The organism is Pseudomonas sp. GW-45, assembly GCF_056896675.1.
On sequence record NZ_CM167674.1, the window covers coordinates 2412964 to 2432542 of the forward strand.

General features: G+C 56.5%; 18 protein-coding genes. 8 read left to right on the plus strand and 10 right to left on the minus strand.

Annotated features, from left to right (window positions below):
- Positions 1 to 17: 17 nt before the first annotated feature.
- From AC1XYH_RS10980 to AC1XYH_RS11010, 7 genes are all read right to left on the minus strand, one after another.
- Entirely contained in the window at positions 18 to 1010 is a 993-nt protein-coding gene (locus AC1XYH_RS10980; RefSeq protein ID WP_483323229.1) for a GlxA family transcriptional regulator, read from the minus strand.
- 194 nt (positions 1011 to 1204) lie between these two features.
- Entirely contained in the window at positions 1205 to 2389 is a 1185-nt protein-coding gene (locus tag AC1XYH_RS10985; protein ID WP_483323230.1) for a thiolase family protein, read from the minus strand.
- 230 nt (positions 2390 to 2619) lie between these two features.
- Positions 2620 to 3432, minus strand: a complete 813-nt coding sequence (locus AC1XYH_RS10990) for an SDR family oxidoreductase (RefSeq protein WP_483323231.1) — start codon at positions 3430 to 3432, stop codon at positions 2620 to 2622.
- A 179-nt stretch (positions 3433 to 3611) separates the two neighbouring features.
- Positions 3612 to 4238 carry a tRNA-uridine aminocarboxypropyltransferase gene (locus AC1XYH_RS10995; protein WP_483323232.1) on the minus strand — a complete coding sequence of 209 codons (627 nt, stop codon included), beginning with the start codon at positions 4236 to 4238 and terminating at the stop codon, positions 3612 to 3614.
- 57 nt (positions 4239 to 4295) lie between these two features.
- Positions 4296 to 4415: a cytochrome c oxidase subunit CcoM gene (gene ccoM / locus AC1XYH_RS11000; RefSeq protein ID WP_483323233.1), complete on the minus strand. Its 120-nt coding sequence runs from the start codon at positions 4413 to 4415 to the stop codon at positions 4296 to 4298.
- Between the two features lie 91 nt (positions 4416 to 4506).
- Positions 4507 to 4689: a hypothetical protein gene (locus AC1XYH_RS11005; RefSeq protein WP_483323234.1), complete on the minus strand. Its 183-nt coding sequence runs from the start codon at positions 4687 to 4689 to the stop codon at positions 4507 to 4509.
- A gap of 57 nt (positions 4690 to 4746) precedes the next feature.
- Positions 4747 to 5001 (minus strand): hypothetical protein, encoded by a 255-nt coding sequence (locus AC1XYH_RS11010; RefSeq protein ID WP_483323235.1) that lies wholly within the window; start codon positions 4999 to 5001, stop codon positions 4747 to 4749.
- Between the two features lie 248 nt (positions 5002 to 5249).
- Here AC1XYH_RS11010 and rapA point away from each other — a divergent pair, with 248 nt between their 5' ends.
- Positions 5250 to 8090: an RNA polymerase-associated protein RapA gene (gene rapA, locus AC1XYH_RS11015; protein ID WP_483323236.1), complete on the plus strand. Its 2841-nt coding sequence runs from the start codon at positions 5250 to 5252 to the stop codon at positions 8088 to 8090.
- Between the two features lie 19 nt (positions 8091 to 8109).
- Here the strand turns inward: rapA and AC1XYH_RS11020 are convergent, their stop codons facing one another.
- Entirely contained in the window at positions 8110 to 9321 is a 1212-nt protein-coding gene (locus AC1XYH_RS11020; RefSeq protein ID WP_483323237.1) for a patatin-like phospholipase family protein, read from the minus strand.
- A complete protein-coding gene (locus AC1XYH_RS11025) occupies positions 9318 to 10274 on the minus strand; it encodes a lipid A biosynthesis lauroyl acyltransferase (RefSeq protein WP_483323238.1) in 957 nt (318 codons plus the stop codon). The genes AC1XYH_RS11020 and AC1XYH_RS11025 overlap by 4 nt, the downstream gene beginning before the upstream one ends.
- 108 nt (positions 10275 to 10382) lie before the next feature.
- Here AC1XYH_RS11025 and minC point away from each other — a divergent pair, with 108 nt between their 5' ends.
- The 5 genes from minC (at position 10383) to AC1XYH_RS11050 (ending at position 14349) form a co-directional block, all read left to right on the plus strand.
- Positions 10383 to 11132, plus strand: a complete 750-nt coding sequence (minC, locus tag AC1XYH_RS11030) for a septum site-determining protein MinC (protein WP_483323239.1) — start codon at positions 10383 to 10385, stop codon at positions 11130 to 11132.
- A 147-nt stretch (positions 11133 to 11279) separates the two neighbouring features.
- Positions 11280 to 12089, plus strand: a complete 810-nt coding sequence (gene minD / locus AC1XYH_RS11035; RefSeq protein ID WP_483323240.1) for a septum site-determining protein MinD — start codon at positions 11280 to 11282, stop codon at positions 12087 to 12089.
- A gap of 1 nt (position 12090) precedes the next feature.
- The gene (gene minE / locus AC1XYH_RS11040; protein ID WP_483323241.1) at positions 12091 to 12348 is read left to right on the plus strand and encodes a cell division topological specificity factor MinE; all 258 of its coding nucleotides are present in this window, start codon (positions 12091 to 12093) and stop codon (positions 12346 to 12348) included.
- A 43-nt stretch (positions 12349 to 12391) separates the two neighbouring features.
- Entirely contained in the window at positions 12392 to 13027 is a 636-nt protein-coding gene (locus AC1XYH_RS11045) for an RluA family pseudouridine synthase (RefSeq protein WP_483323242.1), read from the plus strand.
- A 26-nt stretch (positions 13028 to 13053) separates the two neighbouring features.
- Positions 13054 to 14349, plus strand: coding sequence for a M18 family aminopeptidase (locus AC1XYH_RS11050; protein ID WP_483323243.1), 1296 nt, complete (start codon positions 13054 to 13056; stop codon positions 14347 to 14349).
- 61 nt (positions 14350 to 14410) lie between these two features.
- On the opposite strand, the gene AC1XYH_RS11055 is transcribed toward AC1XYH_RS11050, so the two are convergent.
- A complete protein-coding gene (locus tag AC1XYH_RS11055; RefSeq protein WP_483323244.1) occupies positions 14411 to 15364 on the minus strand; it encodes an NAD(P)H-quinone oxidoreductase in 954 nt (317 codons plus the stop codon).
- Between the two features lie 143 nt (positions 15365 to 15507).
- Here AC1XYH_RS11055 and AC1XYH_RS11060 point away from each other — a divergent pair, with 143 nt between their 5' ends.
- Together AC1XYH_RS11060 and AC1XYH_RS11065 are read left to right on the plus strand one after the other, a co-directional pair.
- A complete protein-coding gene (locus AC1XYH_RS11060) occupies positions 15508 to 17556 on the plus strand; it encodes a carboxy terminal-processing peptidase (RefSeq protein ID WP_483323245.1) in 2049 nt (682 codons plus the stop codon).
- Between the two features lie 144 nt (positions 17557 to 17700).
- Positions 17701 to 19494, plus strand: a complete 1794-nt coding sequence (locus tag AC1XYH_RS11065) for a bifunctional diguanylate cyclase/phosphodiesterase (protein WP_483323246.1) — start codon at positions 17701 to 17703, stop codon at positions 19492 to 19494.
- Positions 19495 to 19579: the final 85 nt, after the last annotated feature.

Genomic DNA, 19579 nt, shown 5'->3' on the forward strand with positions numbered 1-19579 from the left:
GCGCGGCACGCCAAGCATCAGGATTCTTTCGCGACACTTTCCGCAGCCTGCTGAGCACGCCGATGGTTACGATCTTCTCGCGGGGTGACACCAAAACAATTGCGATAGGCACTGGAGAAGTGCGGCCCTGACGAAAAGCCGCACGACAAGCCAATCTGAATAATCGACTTACTGGTTTGCAACAGCATTTGCCGCGCACGTGTGAGCCTTAGTTCCAGGTAATACTGCGATGGCACACTGTTGAGGTACTGCTTGAAAATGCGCTCTAGCTGTCGCCGCGATACACACACATGGCGCGCAATTTCGTCCGTGGTCAGCGGCTCTTCAATGTTGGATTCCATCAAGATAACCGCCTGCGTGAGCTTCGGATGACTGCTGCCCAAGCGGTTGCGTAATGGCATACGCTGCCGCTCGCTGCCATCGCGAATACGCTCGACCACCAGGTCTTCCGCCACCAGTGCCGCCAGATCCTGCCCCTGCTCCTGCGCCAATAGCGTAAGAAACAGGTCGGTAGTCGCCTGCCCACCGCTACTGGAACCAAAGCCATCGCCCAGCTCAAATAGATGCGTGGTCGCTTCTACGTCAGGGAAGCGCTCGCGAAACTCGTCCAGCATGCGCCAATGTACAGCGCAGCGGCGCTGATCCAGCAGGCCTGCGACCGCCAAACCGGCTACGCCCGCCTCCAGGCCACCCAAAAAGACGCCAGCAGCAAGCGCCTGTTGCAGAAATGCCAGCAACGCCTTGGGCATGTCATCGGACGCAGGCAGCTGATCGGCCACCAACCACAGTTGCGCCAACCCGCTAGCGCACTGCTGCCAAGGCGCCGCAGCCAAGCTGAGGCCATCACTGGCTGTTAGCGCGTTAGCATCCAAGGTGTAGGTTTCGGGCACGTAACGCTGCTGCTCGGCCATGCGATTAGCCGAAAGCAATACCGATAAAGCCGGCATCATGGCACCGGGGTGGGTGCCTGGCAGCAGCAGAAAGCCCACCCGACGGGCTTCAGTCGTCATGGCAAAATCTGCTGATGTGCTGAAAAGCGCGCATTGAGCCGCTGCAATCCTGTCCTGTCATAGTTCCGGCATTGTGCCACAAGGCAAACCAGCTGACATCGACCAACGCAGCAAAAATTCGAGACACAAAAAAGGCGTGCACCAGGCACGCCTTTCGAGCAGTGCCGACCCGAAGATCGGCTATGACTGCGGTATTACTTGTAAGCTTCGAACAGGCCAGTTGCACCCATGCCGCCGCCAACACACATGGTAACTACGCCATAACGCTTACCACGACGTTGCAGCTCACGTACCAAATGACCGACCTGACGTGAACCGGTCATGCCGAATGGATGGCCGATGGAGATAGAGCCGCCGTTAACGTTGTACTTCTCGTTGTCGATCTTGAGGAAGTCACGCGCGTACAAGCACTGGGAAGCGAAAGCTTCGTTCAGTTCCCACAGGTCGATATCCTCAACCGTCAGACCACGAGCCTTAAGCAGCTTAGGCACCGAGTAGACAGGGCCGATGCCCATTTCGTCTGGCTCGCAACCAGCAACCGTAAAGCCGCGGAAGTAGGCCAAAGGCTTCAGACCCAGCTCCAACGCCTTTTCCAGGCTCATCAGCAGCGTCATGGACGCGCCGTCAGACAACTGAGAGGCGTTACCAGCAGTCACTGAACCGTCTTCAGAGAAGACCGGCTTCAGACTGTTCAGACCTTCCAGGGTGGTTTCAGGACGGTTGCACTCGTCACGATCAACAACGCCATCGACGATGCTGATATCACCAGTCGCCTTATCCTGAACCTGATACTTGACGTTCATCGGTACGATTTCGTCGTCGAACAAGCCATCAGCCTGGGCACGCGCGGTGCGCTGCTGGCTCTGCAGGGAGTACTCGTCCTGCTGCTCGCGGGTAACGTTGTAACGACGCGCGACGATTTCGGCGGTCTGACCCATAGGGTAATAGATGCCAGGAAAGTCTTGTTCCAGAATCGGGTTAACGAAGTTATCCGTATTGCGGCTTTTGGCCGTCATGGTGATGGATTCCACACCACCAGCAACGATGGCATCGGAGCAACCGGAAGCGATCTGGTTGGCGGCGATAGCAATAGCTTGCAGGCCTGAAGAGCAATAACGGTTGAGGGTCATGCCCGCAACATCAATACCCATCTTGGACAACACAGCCACGTTACGACCGATGTTGTGACCCTGAGCACCTTCATTGGAACCGGCACCGACGATGCAATCATCGATCAGCTTAGGATCCACACCAGTACGCTCCAGCAGTGCGTTAACGCAATGCGCGGCCATATCATCAGGGCGGGTAATGTTGAACTTGCCACGGAATGACTTGGCCAGACCGGTCCGTACACTGTCGACAATAACGACGTCACGCATGCTAGTAACCTCAAATTCAGCAGGGGTATAGCGAGTATCAGGCTGTTAAGCAGGCCAGACACTCGTGAATGGATGGCGACTCAGAGCAATCATCTACCGCCATCAAAGGCCGACAAGCATAAAGACACCGTCGCGTGCGGTAAACAAAATAGACCAGCGTGATAAAGAACCATTTGAAGTAAAGAGCCCTGCAGAGCGACTAACCAGAGAGTCAGCCGCCTGGCTCAAGGTCAGCTCTGCTGCAATCGACGCGCGGCCAATTTGAACATTTCTTGATAGATTACCTGAGGATCCGCCCGCTTCTGCTCTACTGCCAAACGGCCACGCTCGTGCGGCAAAATCATAAATTGGTCGGCTTCGCTCTCGCGGTAGGTTACATCGGCCACATCGGCCGCGCTGATTGGAGAACTCTGCAGCAGCTTGGCCATATCAGTTTTAGATTGGCGATCAGGGCCATGATAGGAGTCCAGCAGATTGGTCTGGAAAAATGATGGGCAGACCACGCTGACTTTGATCCCCAAGGGTTGCAGCTCAGCTAATAGGCTTTCTGAGAGGGCCAAGACGCCCGCCTTGGCAACATTGTAGTTACTCATGCCCGGTGTCTGAATATGCGCGGCCATGGAAGCGATATTAATGATCCGCCCACTCCCCTGCGCCAGGAATAACGGCATGAAAGCCTTGCACCCTTTAACCACACCAATAAGGTTTATACCAATTTGAAAGTCCCAATCCTCGAGACTGAGATCCCAGAACATACCGCCGGAGGCCACACCGGCGTTATTAATTAGCACATCCACACCACCGAAACGCTCTTCACAACTTTGCGCTAGCGCCGCCAACTGGCTGTAATCACGCACATCACAGCGTTGGCTGAAACTCCAACCACCCACGTCAGCCACCAGCTGCCGGGTTTCCTTCAATCCTTCATCGTTAATATCAGCCAACGCCAAACGCGCGCCTTCCCGCGCGTAGCGCAGCGCCAGCTCACGTCCCAGCCCACTACCGGCGCCGGTAATAACGACTCGTTGTCCTGTTGATTGCATGAAAACCCCTTAACTATCGAATTGCGCTATTTTTGTTGTTGTGTGCGAGCAAATGACTCGAGGCTCAGTCTAGCGACAAGCAGAGCAGCAAGTGGGAATTCGGGGGGCACTATAAGTAGCATGAATCAAGCGCCCTACACGTCAGCAAGATGATCTGCAGACGTTATTAGTAGGGATGCTTAACGAGAATGGTAATTACGCTGATAGAGCCCCTGCCCCATAGCATTGATTTGAGCATCTATCAGCGCATCGAATGGGATCAGCAGCTGCTCGACCGGAAGCTCTGGTTCAAGCAGGCGAAGCGCTTCTGCGCCTGCCTCAATACTGGAGAGCGCACCGGCTTCCGGCACCTTGCGCAGCCGATAACGACTGTGCAAACCCGCAGGCAGACTGACCTTCGCTAACGCTTGCAATGAAGAGTTTAAATGCAGCAGCTTGCGTGCTTTGCGCCAGGTACCATCCAGCAGCACCAACCGTCGTGGACGGGAGTCTGCTGGCTGCAGTGCAAGCAACGGAACCTGCTCTCCTGGAAAAAGCAGCTCAGTGCGCCACTCGGGATCCTGCAGCTTTAGCAGCCACTGCGGATGCCCAGCGAGCGATTCGGTGATCAATAAATCGGCTCGAGCCAAACCCAAAGTCAGCATGCGGCCGGTATTGAGGGCGTGCTTTTGTTCGGATGGGTGTTGTATCACCAGCACGTGGGTAGTGTTGGTCAAATAAGGGATCAAACTACACAGGCAGTGCAAACAGGGGCGCAGACAGCGCTCGCAGCGAGACCGAGGGGGAGGCGGATTTGAAGTAAGCATAATAGTCTGCCGCTGTGCACAGGCCCGCCATTATGCCCCAACCGCAGGCAACCCGACTCAGGCTTTTTTCTTGGTCTTTTTGATATCACTCCAAATAAACAAGCCCACCCCACCGAAAAAAGCAAACATCAAGCCCACCGTGACCAATCCTGCAATGACCGCTGCATCAACGTACATAAGACACCTCCTGCGTTTTCTATAGACACAGGTTAGGTCGATGCCTTGCAGAGGATATTGACCGGGGTCAATGAAGTGCGATAACGCCGGATCAGCGTGGCTTTTTCTTGGTTTTTTTCTTGGCTTTGCCGGACGCTTTGGCGCCAGCAAGCGGCAATGCCTTAGCGAAGGCACTACGCATAGCCTCCAGGCGCGCATCGTGAATGTCGTGGATGCGTTGCTGCCGCGCCTCAGCAAGATCGACGACCACTGGAGCATCGGTTTTCTCAGACATGCTTAAACCCCTGACGGCGCAATTGGGTTGTTGAATGCCTGCAAGACTAGCATCGCTTCAGACTTCAATGTCAACCAGCAGCCCTTTGCTAGGTAAATCGAACTCGCGCTCATCCGACGCCTGTTCTTGACGCATAAAGCGACGCCGCTTGCTCCGCCGCTCCGGCCAGCGTCCTTTGTCGCGCTGCCGCCGCTCAACCGGCGCTGTCTCGGCCTTGTCTACCGGCAGAGATTGCTGCGCCGGCTCCACCTGCCGCTTAAACTTGACGGGGTCCAGTTGAGCACCCCCGGATGGAAATCCTGGAATCAACATTAATGTGTAGCCTCGTGAAAGCCGCCAGACACCCTGACATCGGCTCTATATACAAAGTTGTCTACACTGTATCGACCGAAAAGATCGCGCCTTTACAGCAATAACTGTGATGCGAGACACATAATTGAATGTTTTTTGATCAACTGTAAAGCGAGATTTAACATCAGCAGATTGAAACCCAAGGTTTCTGCTTGCTGGCCTATCGGTTAAGATGTGCGCCCTTTTTTTCGCACGGTCAGGAGAGAGGCATGGCAGGATTTATCCCGGGACAACGCTGGGTAAGTGACAGCGAATCAGAACTGGGACTGGGCACAGTCCTCTCTCAAGACGACCGTATGGTGGTGGTGTTGTACCCCGCCAGCGGCGAGACTCGTCATTACGCATTGCGCAACGCGCCTCTGACGCGGGTGCGCTTCAGCCCCGGCGACAGCATCAGCCACCACGAGGGCTGGAGCATCACCGTCAACGACGTTGGCGAAGAAGACGGTCTGCTGGTCTACACCGGGCTGCGCGACGACGGCAGCGAGACCGTTTTCGCCGAAACCATGCTCGACAATTTCATTCAGTTCCGACTGGCCAGTGACCGACTGTTCGCCAGTCAGATCGACCCCCTGCCCTGGTTCAGCTTGCGCCATGAAAGCTTGCGTCATTACTGCCGCGTGCAGCGTTCGCCGTTGCTGGGCTTGGCGGGTGTGCGCACACAACCCATTGGGCACCAGCTGCATATTGCCCGCGATGTTGCCGACCGTATGGCGCCACGCGTCCTGCTGGCGGATGAGGTTGGCTTGGGTAAAACCATCGAGGCCGGTCTGATTTTACACCGCCAATTGCAGACTGGGCGTATTCGTCGCGCACTGATCGTGGTACCCGAAAACTTGCAGCACCAGTGGCTGGTGGAAATGCGTCGGCGCTTCAACCTGCAGTTTGCGCTATTCAATCCAGATCGCTGCGAAGGCGCGGAAGAGAATCCGTTTGAGGAGGAGCAGCTGGCGCTGGTGGCACTGGAGTTTTTGCTTGAGAACGGCAAAGTCAGTGATTACCTGCAGCAAACCGACTGGGACATGCTGGTAGTCGATGAGGCCCATCATCTGGTCTGGCATGAAGACAAACCCAGCCCCGAGTATCAGCTGGTAGAAGGCCTGGCGAGGCAGATCCCTGCCGTGCTGCTGCTGACCGCCACGCCCGAGCAACTCGGCCAAGCTAGCCACTTTGCGCGCCTGCGACTGCTCGATCCAGACCGTTTTCACAGCCTGCCGGAGTTCATCGCTGAAGCCGAGCGCTATCAGCCGGTAGCCGACGCAGTACAACACCTACTGGAAGCCGACCAACTGACTGATGCCGACCAAAGCGCAATCGTCGACTGGCTTGGCAATAGCGCCGAGCCGCAACTGGCGGCACTGAACGAGATCGGCGAAGCTGCCGACAACGCCCGTGACAGTCTGGTTCGCCAGCTGCTCGACCGCCACGGCACCGGACGGGTGTTGTATCGCAATACGCGCGCAGCCATTTCGGGGTTCCCTGAACGCCAGCTGCATGCTTACCCCCTCCCTTGCCCTGCGCTTTATCAGGACCTGGAAGGCCGCGTTTCACTTTATCCAGAACAGCCGCTGCAGGCTGATTTCGACGCTGCCGAAACCATGTGGTGGCTCGAAGATCCGCGCGTCGAATGGCTGATAGACACCCTTAAGGTGCTTAAGCGCAGCAAGGTGTTGGTGATTTGCGCGCATGCCGAAACCGCGCTTGATCTGGAAGACGCCCTGCGCGTGCGCAGCGGCGTCCCAGCCACTGTATTCCACGAGGGTATGAGCATCATCGAGCGCGACCGCGCCGCCGCCTTCTTCGCAGATGAAGAGTTCGGCGCCCAGGTGATGATTTGCTCGGAGATCGGCAGTGAAGGGCGCAATTTCCAATTTGCGCATCACTTGGTGATGTTCGATTTACCCAGCCACCCCGATCTGCTGGAGCAGCGTATTGGCCGTCTTGATCGCATTGGCCAACGTGAGATCATTCAGCTGCACATTCCCTACATCGAAGAGACTGCCCAGCAGCGCCTGTTCGAGTGGTATCACCTCGCACTGAATGCCTTTCAGAGCACTTGCCCTGCTGGCAACGCCCTGCAGCACGAATTTGGCGGCGCGCTACTGACCCAACTCGACCATCCGCAGACCAGCGAATGGGAAGCTCTGATCGAGCAGGCGCGCAGCCGTCGATTGGCAATGGAGCAAGAGCTGCACAACGGTCGCGATCGCTTGTTGGAGTTGCATTCGCGCGGCCATCAGGACTCCGCGCAGATGATCAGCGCCATCGATAAACAAGACAACAATCTGCAGCTGCCCATTTATATGGAGCGCCTGTTCGACGTATTCGGCATCGACAGCGACGATCATTCAGACAACGCCTTGGTACTGCGGCCTGGCGAGCGCATGCTGGACGCTGGCTTCCCGTTGGGCGATGACGAAGGCGTGACCATCACCTATGACCGGGAAACCGCGCTCTCGCGCGAAGACATGCAGTTCCTGACGTGGGAGCATCCAATGCTGCAGGGTGGTATGGACTTGGTGTTGTCAGGCAGCATGGGCAATAGCTCGGTTGGCCTGCTCAAGAATAAGGCGCTCAAGCCCGGCACCATGCTACTGGAATGCATATTCGTGTGTGAGGCCATAGCGCCGCGGGCCTTGCAGCTGCAGCGTTATCTACCGCCAACGCCGATCCGCTGTTTGCTCGATACCAGCGGTAACGACCTGGCGTCCAAGGTCAGTTTCGATACCCTCGACGCCCAAGTTGAATCACTGCCACGTCAACTGGCCACTAAGGTCGCCAAAACCCAACGCGAACCAGTAGAAGCGCTGCTAAAAAACGCCGAAGCGGCCGCGAAGGATCAGCACTCACAAGTCATTGACGAAGCCCGAGCGCGTTTCAGCCGCGAACTGGAGGAAGAGATCCAGCGTCTGAAAGCGCTCCGAGAGGTCAATCCGCTGGTGCGTGACGATGAAATCAGTGCATTGGAACGCCAGTACGAACAAGGCAACCACGTCTTGCAGCAAGCTAAATTGCGACTCGATGCCATTCGCGTATTGGTAGTTGGCTAACGCCACCGACCAAGCTGCGTTAAGCCCCACCCGCGTGAGCGTCGACCTCGGTCGGCGCTTGCAAAGGACACAACACACCCAGAAAACGCTGCAAGGCCTCCGCTTTGGCCAGCGCGTCACGCCGCCCCAGCTCCATCAGCTCCTGACAGTATTCCGCCTCAAACAACAGGTAACTGAGCACACTGCCGCCTGACGCTCGGGTCACGCCACTGCCCCGCAGAAACGCGCGCAGACTGCGCGGCATCGATTTACGGTGACGGGCGGCAATCAGATTTAATGGCTCACTCGGTGAGATAATCTGCACCTCTACCTGCCGCACTCCTTTGCCCGAATAGCGTGAGCCGGTCGGAAGATAGCCCGCCAACCGATTCATGCGCTCCAGTAACTCGACGTCCGCTTCCAGGTTATCGACAAAAGTACTGCTTAACAGATGCCCACCAATTTGCGCCAGCGTCGGCGGCGGTGCGGTGCGCAAGCGCGGACCACGACGTCCACCCACTGGCTGATTGGAGAGATTGTCTGATACGCCAATCACCAATACACGATTGGCGCCAAGATGCAGCGCCGGACTGATCGGCGCCTGCTGGCGCACTGCACCATCGCCAAACCATTCGCGATTAAGCAGTACTGGCGGGAAGACCAGCGGAATGGCTGAAGAGGCCATCAAATGCTCAAGGCCAAGCCGAGTCTGCACGCCCACTCGACGATGCCGCGCCCAAGGCGAGATGCGCTCAACTCCCTGATAAAAATTGACCGAATCTGCTGACTGGTAACCGAAGGCGCTGATTGAGATAGCGCGCAACACACCACTCTGCAGACTGTCATCAATCTGGCCAAACTTTAATGTGCGCTCTAGTAACTTGCGCAACGGCGCGTTGTCGAGCAAGGCGGTGGGCTGCGCACTCGGAAACCCTAGCAGGTTAGCGCGCGTCCAGCGCCATGCCTGCGCAGTGACTCCCGGCCAGTCGCTCCGGTAGACCTGCTCACAGCGAAACTGCGACCAGACCTCCTGCAGGCGATCCACGCCATCGGCAAAATTACGCGCATGGCTGGCTAGCGCCACGGCGTTGATGGCTCCGGCCGAGGTACCGCAGATGACAGGGAAAGGATTGGCCGCACCGGCCGGCAGCAGCTCGGCAATAACTGATAGCACGCCCACTTGATAGGCCGCCCGCGCGCCACCACCGGACAGAATCAGCCCCGTGCAATCGCTTGGTCGCTGCATATTCATGCGTGACGACTGCGCCGACGTCGACTCCGTTTAGCGTAGGGCCTTTCTACCCCTTCGGGCCGTGTTTTGAAGCGCCTGTGCACCCACATGTACTGATCTGGCTGCGCCGCTACCGCCTGTTCTACCCATTGGTTAATACGCAGTGCATCGGCAGTATCATCGCCACTGGGGAAGCTTTGCAGTGGCGGATGAATCGTCAGCTTGTAGCCCTGTGCATTTGGCAAACGGCTTTGCGTAAAGGGCACTACTAGCGCTTTACCCAATCGCGCAAAGGTACTGGTAGCCGTCACGGTAGCAGCCTCGACCCCAAACAGCGGGACAAAGACACTGGCTTTGCGGCCATAGTCCTGGTCAGGTGCGTACCAAATTGCTCGCCCGCTACGTAGCGAGCGCATCATACTACGCACGTCTTCGCGCTCAACTGCCTTGGCATCTCGATTCTGGCGTTCGCGGCCATGACGCTGCACATAGTCGAACGCCGCGTTGCGGTGCTCACGGTACATACCATCGATGGTGACCACTTGCCCCAACAAACCTGCGCCAATCTCCAGGGTAGTGAAATGCAACGACATCAACACGACGCCCTGCCCCTTCGCCGCTGCGTCGCGCAGATATTCAATGCCCTCTATATGCGCCAACCGGGCCAAGCGCCGTTTGGGCCACCACCAGGCCATCGCCATTTCAAACAGCGCAATGCCGTTAGAGGCAAAATTCTCCCGCAACAGCTGCTCGCGCTCTTGGCTGCTCTTTTGCGGAAAACACAACTCAAGGTTGACCCGTGCCACTTCGCGGCGGTCAGCCATGAAGTAAAACATCAATTTGCCGACCAAGCGGCCAAGCCCTAACAACCAGGGGTATGGCAACTGCACGACCAGCCACAACAACCCCAAACCCAGCCACAATAGCCAGTAGCGAGGGTGCAGTAAGGCTCGAGAAAAAACCGCATGATCCATTTGGATGTCCATTTGCACAAAAACCACATTCTAACCAAGCCGCGCGCGGCTTGCGATCAGCGTAGTCAATCTATATAAGTGTGCCCATTAATGCGAAACGGAACGACCATGACTGCTGACACTACTTTGGACCTGCTCGACAACGACCCCGTATTCAACCTCAAGGGCGGCATGCTGACCATGACGGTTGTGGAACTGGCGCGTCTGTCCCAAGACCACTTCGCCCGGCAATTGGCGGAAAAAGTCGAGCAAGCTCCCAACTTTTTCGTCGACACCCCGGTGGTCATTGCGCTCGATAAGCTGACCGATAGGATTGACGGCGCTGCACTGAAAGGCTTGCTAGAAATCTGCCGCCAACACGGCCTGCAACCTGTCGCCCTGCGTGGCGGTGAAAGCTTTCGTCCACTAGCCCAAAGTGCCGGCATGGTGCTGGTGCCAGTTGGACGCCAGCGCGAAAAAAGCATCGAAACCCCCGCTCTGCGGCCAGAGCCCGCGCCTGTTGCACAAGCGCCAAGAGCAGCCCCAAGCGGTGGTGGAAAGCTGATTACCGAACCAGTCCGGTCTGGCCAGCAAGTCTATGCCCGCGGCGGTGACCTGATCGTCATGGCGCCGGTCAGCGCCGGCGCAGAGCTGCTTGCAGATGGCCATATCCATGTATACGGCCCGCTGCGTGGGCGCGCACTCGCTGGCGTGCAGGGCAATACCGAGGCTCGCATTTTCTGTCAGAACCTTGAGGCTGAGCTGGTGTCTATCGCCGGGCACTACAAAGTCGCAGAGGATCTGCGCAAAGAGAAACAATGGAAACAGGCAGTACATATCAGTTTAGACGGCGACAGCTTGAAGATGACCGCCCTTTAACAGATACTGTTCAGCCATTCGGGGGAGCCCGTCAGTTGTGGCCTCTGGCCAACAGCTGGGCTCCGCCAGAACACTATTTTTCGCGTTGCAAGCATCGTTTTTCAACGCGACATTCCACCATTAGAGAAACTCGACAGGAAGGTCATTTTGGCAAAGATCATCGTCGTCACATCAGGCAAAGGCGGGGTGGGCAAAACCACCACCAGTGCTGCCATCGGTACCGGCTTAGCACTGCGCGGCTTCAAAACAGTCATCGTCGATTTTGACGTAGGGCTGCGTAATTTGGACCTGATCATGGGTTGTGAACGGCGCGTGGTCTATGACTTCGTCAACCTGATCAACGGCGACTCCAACCTCAATCAGACCCTGATTAAGGATAAGCGCTCCGACATGCTGTTTATTTTGCCGGCCTCGCAAACTCGCGATAAAGATGCCCTGACCCCGGAAGGTGTTGAGCGCGTTCTGAACGAGCTGAAGGAAACCTTCGATTATATCGTCTGCGATTCCCCTGCTGGCATCGAGAAAGGCGCGCATTTGGCAATGTACTTTGCCGATGAAGCTGTTGTGGTAACTAACCCGGAAGTGTCCTCAGTACGTGACTCTGACCGCATGCTCGGCCTGCTGTCTAGCAAGTCCAGACGCGCTGAGAACGGCGAGAAGATCAAAGAGCACCTGCTGCTGACTCGCTACAATCCGGAGCGCGTCGAAAATGGCGAAATGCTCTCGGTCAGCGACGTCGAAGACATTCTGTCGATTCCGTTGCTGGGTGTGATCCCGGAGTCCCAGGCCGTTCTCAAAGCGTCCAACCAGGGCGTTCCTGTGATCATGGACGACAAGAGTGATGCCGGCCAAGCCTACGCTGATGCAGTTGAACGTCTGCTCGGTAAAGACATGCCTCACCGCTTCCTTGAGCTACAGAAGAAGGGGCTGCTGCAGCGCCTGTTTGGAGGTCGCTAACATGAGTATTTTCGACTACTTCCGTGATCGCAAAAAGCCGGCGACGGCGTCCATCGCCAAAGAACGCCTGCAGATCATAGTCGCCCACGAACGTGGTCAACGTAACCAGCCTGATTACCTGCCGCGGTTACAGCAGGAGATCATTGATGTGATCAGCAAGTATGTACAGATTGATCGCGAGCAGGTACACGTCGCCCTCGACAACCAGGATGATTGCTCCATCCTGGAGCTGAACATCACCCTGCCAGAACGCCCCTGAAGACAATGCGCCACCCAACCACGGGTGGCGCAGCGGAACCATCATGCCCCTGACCAACATCGGCATCCTGCATCAGGATCCCGCCTTTCTTATCGTCAACAAACCCACACTACTGCTGTCTGTGCCCGGCCGTGCTGACGATAACAAGGATTGTTTGATTACTCGCCTGCAAGACAATGGCTATCCAGAAGCGCGCATAGTACATCGCCTGGACTGGGAAACCTCCGGTCTGCTGGTGATTGCGCGCAACCCCGATGCCCATCGCGAGCTGTCTCGTCAGTTTCACGATCGAGAAACGGAAAAAGCCTACATCGCGCTGTGCTGGGGTCAGCCTACCGCCGACTCCGGGCATATTGACTTGCCATTGCGTTATGATCCGCCCAATAAGCCCCGGCATATTGTTGACCATGAGCTGGGTAAGCACGCACAAACCTTCTGGCGCGTGCTTGAGCGTCATACCGATCACTGCCGCGTCGAATTAACGCCTATTACCGGTCGCTCACACCAGTTGCGCGTGCACATGCTTGCGATTGGCCATCCATTGCTGGGCGATCAGCTCTACGCCCACGAGCAAGCACTGCAAGCGTGCCCGAGGCTGGCATTGCACGCTGCAAAACTGGTGATCAGTCATCCAGAAACGGGCGAGCGTTTGGCTTTCGAGTGCCCCTGCCCTTTTTGAAGCAACCTGCCAGCGAGGAATCCGGCATGTCGAACACTCCCTTGAATCAGGATCTGGCCGATTTCATTAGCCAATCCCCTACTCCATTTCATGCCACAGCTACCCTACGCAATCGTTTAATTGACGCCGGATACAAGGCATTGGACGAGCGCGCCGACTGGCAGCTTGTAACTGGCGGAAAGTACCTGGTTACCCGCAACGAATCCTCACTCATAGCCTTTCAGATGGGCGGCAAAGATAGTCTGCAACGCGGCATTCGCTTGGTTGGCGCGCACACAGACAGCCCCTGCCTGAAGGTCAAGCCGCAGCCCGAACTCAATCAGCAGGGTCTCTGGCAGCTAGGTGTGGAAGTTTATGGTGGCGCCTTGCTGGCACCCTGGTTCGACCGCGACTTGTCGCTAGCCGGCAGGGTGAGCTTCCGCAACACCGACGGCCGCATCGCCAGCAAACTGATTGATTTCAAGCGCCCCATCGCGGTGATCCCTAATCTGGCGATCCACCTCAACCGTGGCGTCAACGAAGGTCAGCCAATCAATGCACAGACCGACCTGCCCCCCATATTGGCCCATAGTCTAGACCCGGCGCGCGACTTGCGTAGCCTGCTGTCGGACCATTTGCGCCGACAACACCCAGATTGTGGCGAGGTCGCGATACTCGATTACGAATTGAGCTTCTACGACACCCAGCCACCCGCCACCATAGGCTTGGATGACGATTTTTTCAGCTCCGCCCGGCTGGACAACCTGCTGTCCTGCCATGCCGGTCTGACTGCGCTACTCGACTCAGACGAGACGCAAGCCTGCCTGCTGGTGTGTACCGACCACGAAGAGATTGGCTCCAGCTCCTGCTGTGGGGCTGACGGTCCTTTTTTGGAAGACGTGCTAAGCCGCCTGATTCCAGACGCCGCTCAGCGCGTGCAGGTGTTGCAGCGCTCACTGCTGGTGTCTGCCGACAACGCTCACGCAGTGCATCCCAATTTCGCTGCAAAGCATGACGATAATCACGGACCAAAACTGAACGCCGGCCCAGTCATCAAAATCAACAGTAACCAACGTTACGCCACTAGCAGTGAGACATCTGCGTTCTTTCGCGAGCTTTGCGCAGCAGCCAAGGTACCGGTGCAAAGCTTTGTGGTACGCAGCGATATGGCCTGTGGCAGCACTATCGGGCCGATCACCGCCAGCCGCTTAGGCGTGCGCACCGTCGACATCGGCGTGCCGACCTTCGCGATGCATTCGATCAGAGAGTTGGCCGGCAGCCGCGATCCGGGTTATCTGGCTGAGGTACTACGGCATTTCTATAACTGCGAAAACCTCATTTAAAAGATGATAGGCAGTAAAAAGCCCCGCCGTGCTTAACGCACGACGGGGCTTTTTTATCTGCTCAGACTTCGCGCAGCAGTATCACTTTACCAATCACTTTATCAGTCGCCAGCTCGTCAAAAGCTGCGGTGGCGTCTTCAAAGCTGAAGGTTTTAGCAACCAGAGGCTGCAATTCACCCTTAGCGAACAAAGGCATTAGCCGCTGCTGCATATCAGCCAGCAAAGTAGCCTTGAAGCCCGCATCGCGGGTGCGCAGCGTTGAACCGATCAGACGAGCGCGCTTGACCAGCATCTTGCCCAGATCCAGCTTAGCCTCACGACCACCCATCAGACCGATGAGTACCCAGCGCCCATCCAGTGCCAGCAGGTCGAGGTGATCCGCTGCGTAGTTTGCACCTACTGGGTCCAACACCACATCGAACGGGCCATCGCTCTGCAGCGCGGCGATTCCGTTTTGACGCAACACACCACCCTCAGCACCCAGCTTGATGCAGGCATCCAGCTTTTCCTGGCTACCGACAGAGACCCAGCAAGGATTGCCTTGAGCTTTACACAACTGAATCGCAGCAGTGCCCACACCACTGGCGCCAGCGTGAATAAGCACCTTTTCACCCGGGCGAGCATTGCCTAGCTCGAAGATATTCAACCAAGCGGTACTGAAGACTTCCGGAATCGCGGCAGCCTCTGCCCAATTCAGGTTGGCTGGTACCGATAGCAGGTGGCGTTCATCAACCACTACTTCATCAGCCATACCGCCGCCAGCCAGCAATGCGCATACGCGATCACCTATTTGCCAACGCGTACCTTCAGCTACTTCGACTACTTCACCTGCACATTCCAATCCCAGCACACTGGTCACACCAGCGGGCGGCGGATACATACCGGCTTTCTGCAACAGATCAGCGCGGTTCAATCCCGCGGCCATGACCTTGACTCGAACCTGGCCAGACTGCAGTGTTTCCGCTGCTTGATCCTGCCAAACCAGTGCTCCGCCCTCGGCTTGCAATCCTCTCACGCTGCCTCCATAGTTCATCAAATAGGTGAATACAGGCGGGAACTCATCCTCCCGCGCAACCTCTATAAAGCATACTCTCTCCGGATACGATACCCCAGATGAAAGGTTCTAACACTTTGCGCCAGTCATGCCTGATAGCTTTTATGTCTATCAGCGCCACCTCCTTTGCCGCAGAGAAGGCCGTACCGCTCGACCTTGATCAGCTGCAGCCCACCCGCGATCAGGTCGTCGCCAGTTTAAATACCGTGGAGCTGTTGCGCCGTCATCACTACAACCGCACACGGCTGGATGACGCCCTCTCCGCGCAGGTATACGACACTTACCTAAAGCACCTGGACTCCCAGCGCAGCCTGTTCAGCCAGCAAGACATCGATGGGTTCGCCAAGAATCGCCTGCGCATGGATGATTTACTGCTCAGCGGCGACCTGAGTGTCGGCTTCGATATGCACAAGCGTCAGCTCGCTCGACTGGAACAGCGCCTTGAGTTCACTCTGGAGCTTTTGGAAGACCAGCTGTCTAGCTTCGACTTCTCTACCGACCAGGATATCCTGGTTGACCGTGAAGAGGCCGCGTGGGCCAAGGACGATGACGCCCTGCATCAGCTGTGGCGCGCCCAGATAAAAGATGAGGTTCTGCGGCTTAAACTGTCCGGCAAAAACCTGGAAGATATCCAGACGCAGCTGGTCAAGCGCTACAAAGGTCAGCAGATTCGTATCAGCCAAACGCGCTCGGAAGATATTTTCCAGAATTACATTAACGCCCTGGCACAGGTCTACGACCCTCACACCCAATACCTGTCGCCGGAAAATGCGGAAAACTTCGACATCAACATGAGCCTGTCGCTGGAGGGTATTGGCGCGGTACTGCAGAGCGATAACGAATACACCAAGATCATGCGTTTAGTCCCAGCTGGCCCAGCACAACGCAGCCAGCAACTGGCAGCCGCTGACCGTATCGTCGGCGTTGCCCAGGCTGATGATGAGATGGTTGATGTCATCGGTTGGCGCCTAGATGAAGTGGTCAAGCTTATCCGCGGCCCCAAAGGCTCCAACGTACGCCTGGAAGTTATCCCCGCCAGCAACCCGCCTGGCGATATGGATAGCAAGGTCGTTAACCTGACGCGTGAAGCGATCAAGCTGGAAGACCAAGCCGCCAAATCGCGCGTCATCGAGATGACCAATCAGGGTCACGATTACCGCATCGGCGTGATCGACCTACCCGGTTTCTATATCGATTTCAAAGCCTACCGCCAGGGCGATCCCAACTACCGCAGCACCACCCGTGACGTGCGCCGCTTACTCGTAGAACTAGAGAAAGAGAAGGTCGATGGCGTAGTGCTCGATTTACGCGACAACGGCGGCGGCTCCCTGCAAGAGGCTACCGAACTGACTGGCTTATTTATCGACCAAGGGCCGACCGTGCTGGTACGCAATACTGAAGGCGACGTGCAGGTGTTAGACGATCCCGAGTCAGGCGTAACCTATAACGGCCCCATGGCTGTACTGGTTAATCGCCTATCTGCCTCAGCCTCGGAAATTTTTGCCGGCGCCATGCAGGATTACGGGCGCGCCTTGGTCATTGGCGAGCCCACGTTCGGCAAAGGCACGGTGCAATCGATTCAACCGCTTAATCATGGCGAGCTGAAGCTAACCTTGGCCAAGTTCTACCGAGTCTCCGGACAAAGCACGCAACATCGTGGCGTCGTGCCGGACATTAGTTACCCCTCACTGCTCGACAGCAAGGAGATCGGTGAAAGCGCCCTGCCGCACGCTATGCCCTGGGATACCATCCCACCAGCCAAGTACAGCAGCAGTCAGCAACTCAAGCCTTTCGTGCAGCAGCTGCAGACCAGCCATGAAACACGCGCTGCGAAAGATCCAGACTTTGTTTACACCCTGGCTCGCTTAGGACTGGACGATGAGATCAAAGGCCGTGAAACGCTGCCGTTGAATGAGGCAAAGCGTAAACAGCAACTGGATGATTATGAGTCGCGCTTGTTAGTGATGGAGAACACACGCCGCAGCGCCAAAGGTGAGGAGCCGCTGGAATCCCTTGAGAAAGAGGATCCCGCTGACGAGGTCGCGCTACATAACAACGACGCAGACAAAGAACCCGACGCGTTCCTAGTTGAGACCGGCCAGATTCTGGTTGATTTGCTGCAACTGGAACATCAGGTCGCTAAAGCCGACTAACCGACTGGAACGACGCTTCTCTGTCACATTTCTGTAATTTGTAGATGGCACACTGCCCCGGTCAGGACAACTGCCCGCCAGTGTGCCCATCCAGAGCATCCCGGGCTGCCAGGTACGGCAACAATCAATCGCCTGGGAATGCCAATGACTGTTTCCGAACAACGCCAAGCGCTGCTTAACATTCTCAACCGCGGCGCGGTATCGAGCCTATTTCAACCCATCGTTTCCAGCCTTGAACAACGCGTGGTTGGCTATGAAGCGTTGAGCAGAGGCCCATCCGACAGCCCGCTGCACTCCCCCCTTACGCTATTCGCCGCCGCGCGTCACCATGGCATGTTGACCGAGCTTGAAATGCTCTGCCGCAGCCGAGCCATTAGCCGCTTTTGCGCGCTCGGGTTGACTGGCAAGCTGTTTCTCAACATCTCACCAGAAAGCCTGCTAGAGCAGCAACATTACTCAGGCGGCACCCTAACGATGCTGGAAGCCAGCGGCTTGAGGCCGGATCGTGTGGTCATCGAGCTGACCGAACAGGCGCCCATAGACGACTTCAACTTGCTGCAGACCGCGCTACACCATTATCGAGACATGGGTTTCCAGATCGCGTTAGACGATCTCGGCGCCGGCTATTCCAGCTTGCGGTTGTGGTCCGAACTACACCCAGAGTATGTAAAGATTGACCGTCACTTTATCGATGGCATACATCTCGATCCGATCAAGCGCGAATTCGTTAACTCCATCCTGCAGATGGCCAAGGCCTCCCGCGCCCAAGTGATTGCCGAGGGCATAGAGCAACCCGAAGAGCTCGCGGTACTCGAAGAGATCGGCATTGATTGGGTACAGGGCTACTGGCTGGGCCGCCCCGCCAGCATTCCCGAGATCAATTCAGAACAACTGGCCGAGCGTCTCAATCAGCACGGCAGTAGCCGTAACGAAGATGCACCGATTCATAGCCTGCTGCTGCCCATTCCCGGCTTGCATGAAGATACCAAGGTGCAAACCGTACTGGAGTGCTTTCAGCAACAGCCGACACTTAACACTCTGGCCATCCTCGACGACCATCAGCGGCCGATTGGTGCAGTGCAGCGCCATACGCTCAGCCAAACTATGCTGAAACCATTTGCGCAGGAGATCTACGGCCGTAAGCCCATCCGTAAATTGATGGACGAGGACTGCTTACGAGTGGATATCCGTCAGAGCCTGCAGCGCGTCAGTAGGCTGCTCACCAGCCGCGCGCGACAGCGGCTGGAAGATGACTTCATTATTATCGATCAGGGCTTATACAAGGGCCTGGGCCGCGGTATCGATGTCTTACGACAGATCACCGAACTCAAACTGCAACAAGCCAGGCACGCCAATCCCTTAACTCTGCTGCCCGGTAATATTCCGATTCAGCAGTGCCTCGAGCGTTTGCTTGAGCAACAGTTGGACGCCCAGTTGTGCTACGTAGACCTAGACAATTTTAAGCCCTTCAACGACCTGTACGGTTATGGCAAAGGTGATGAGGTTTTACTGGCATTGGCCCAACTTCTACGCGAGCTTTGCGATCCGCAAAAAGATTTTGTCGGGCACATTGGCGGCGATGATTTCATGCTAGTCATGCGCAGCAGTGACTGGCGGCAACGGCTTGATCAGCTCGATCAACGCTTTCAGCAGCTGTGCAGCGGTCTATACCGCGCGGAGCATATTCAGGACAACGGCTTTAGCGCGCTTGATAGAGAGGGACGCTGGCGCAAACATGACCTGCTCAACCTGTCGATTGGCGTACTGCAGCTAAGCGGCCAGCACACCGAGAAACTGGATCCTGCGCACTTGGCTGAACATGCTTCCAAGGCCAAGCACGACGCTAAAAAAATCCGCGGTTTCAGCATTACATTGTCCAACGCACTGCAAATGACCAGCGCCGAGCCATCGACAAGCAACCAATATCAGATGATTTAGCCTAACAATCAGCTAAGCTGCAATTTGCTCCATTGATAACGGGTTAAATGTGATACCTCTTGCTTCCCTTACCCTACGACTAACT

What these genes read in the sequence shown, in the direction of transcription:
- AC1XYH_RS11045 (WP_483323242.1), top strand. Translation starts at nt 12,392, where the DNA reads ATGCCCCTGACCAACATCGGCATCCTGCATCAGGATCCCGCCTTTCTT.
- AC1XYH_RS10995 (WP_483323232.1), bottom strand. Translation starts at nt 4,238, where the DNA reads ATGCTTACTTCAAATCCGCCTCCCCCTCGGTCTCGCTGCGAGCGCTGT.
- ccoM (WP_483323233.1), bottom strand. Translation starts at nt 4,415, where the DNA reads ATGTACGTTGATGCAGCGGTCATTGCAGGATTGGTCACGGTGGGCTTG.
- AC1XYH_RS11065 (WP_483323246.1), top strand. Translation starts at nt 17,701, where the DNA reads ATGACTGTTTCCGAACAACGCCAAGCGCTGCTTAACATTCTCAACCGC.
- AC1XYH_RS11005 (WP_483323234.1), bottom strand. Translation starts at nt 4,689, where the DNA reads ATGTCTGAGAAAACCGATGCTCCAGTGGTCGTCGATCTTGCTGAGGCG.
- AC1XYH_RS10985 (WP_483323230.1), bottom strand. Translation starts at nt 2,389, where the DNA reads ATGCGTGACGTCGTTATTGTCGACAGTGTACGGACCGGTCTGGCCAAG.
- AC1XYH_RS11020 (WP_483323237.1), bottom strand. Translation starts at nt 9,321, where the DNA reads ATGAATATGCAGCGACCAAGCGATTGCACGGGGCTGATTCTGTCCGGT.
- AC1XYH_RS11060 (WP_483323245.1), top strand. Translation starts at nt 15,508, where the DNA reads ATGTCTATCAGCGCCACCTCCTTTGCCGCAGAGAAGGCCGTACCGCTC.
- AC1XYH_RS11010 (WP_483323235.1), bottom strand. Translation starts at nt 5,001, where the DNA reads ATGTTGATTCCAGGATTTCCATCCGGGGGTGCTCAACTGGACCCCGTC.
- AC1XYH_RS10980 (WP_483323229.1), bottom strand. Translation starts at nt 1,010, where the DNA reads ATGACGACTGAAGCCCGTCGGGTGGGCTTTCTGCTGCTGCCAGGCACC.
- AC1XYH_RS11050 (WP_483323243.1), top strand. Translation starts at nt 13,054, where the DNA reads ATGTCGAACACTCCCTTGAATCAGGATCTGGCCGATTTCATTAGCCAA.
- AC1XYH_RS11025 (WP_483323238.1), bottom strand. Translation starts at nt 10,274, where the DNA reads ATGGATCATGCGGTTTTTTCTCGAGCCTTACTGCACCCTCGCTACTGG.
- minC (WP_483323239.1), top strand. Translation starts at nt 10,383, where the DNA reads ATGACTGCTGACACTACTTTGGACCTGCTCGACAACGACCCCGTATTC.
- rapA (WP_483323236.1), top strand. Translation starts at nt 5,250, where the DNA reads ATGGCAGGATTTATCCCGGGACAACGCTGGGTAAGTGACAGCGAATCA.
- AC1XYH_RS10990 (WP_483323231.1), bottom strand. Translation starts at nt 3,432, where the DNA reads ATGCAATCAACAGGACAACGAGTCGTTATTACCGGCGCCGGTAGTGGG.
- minE (WP_483323241.1), top strand. Translation starts at nt 12,091, where the DNA reads ATGAGTATTTTCGACTACTTCCGTGATCGCAAAAAGCCGGCGACGGCG.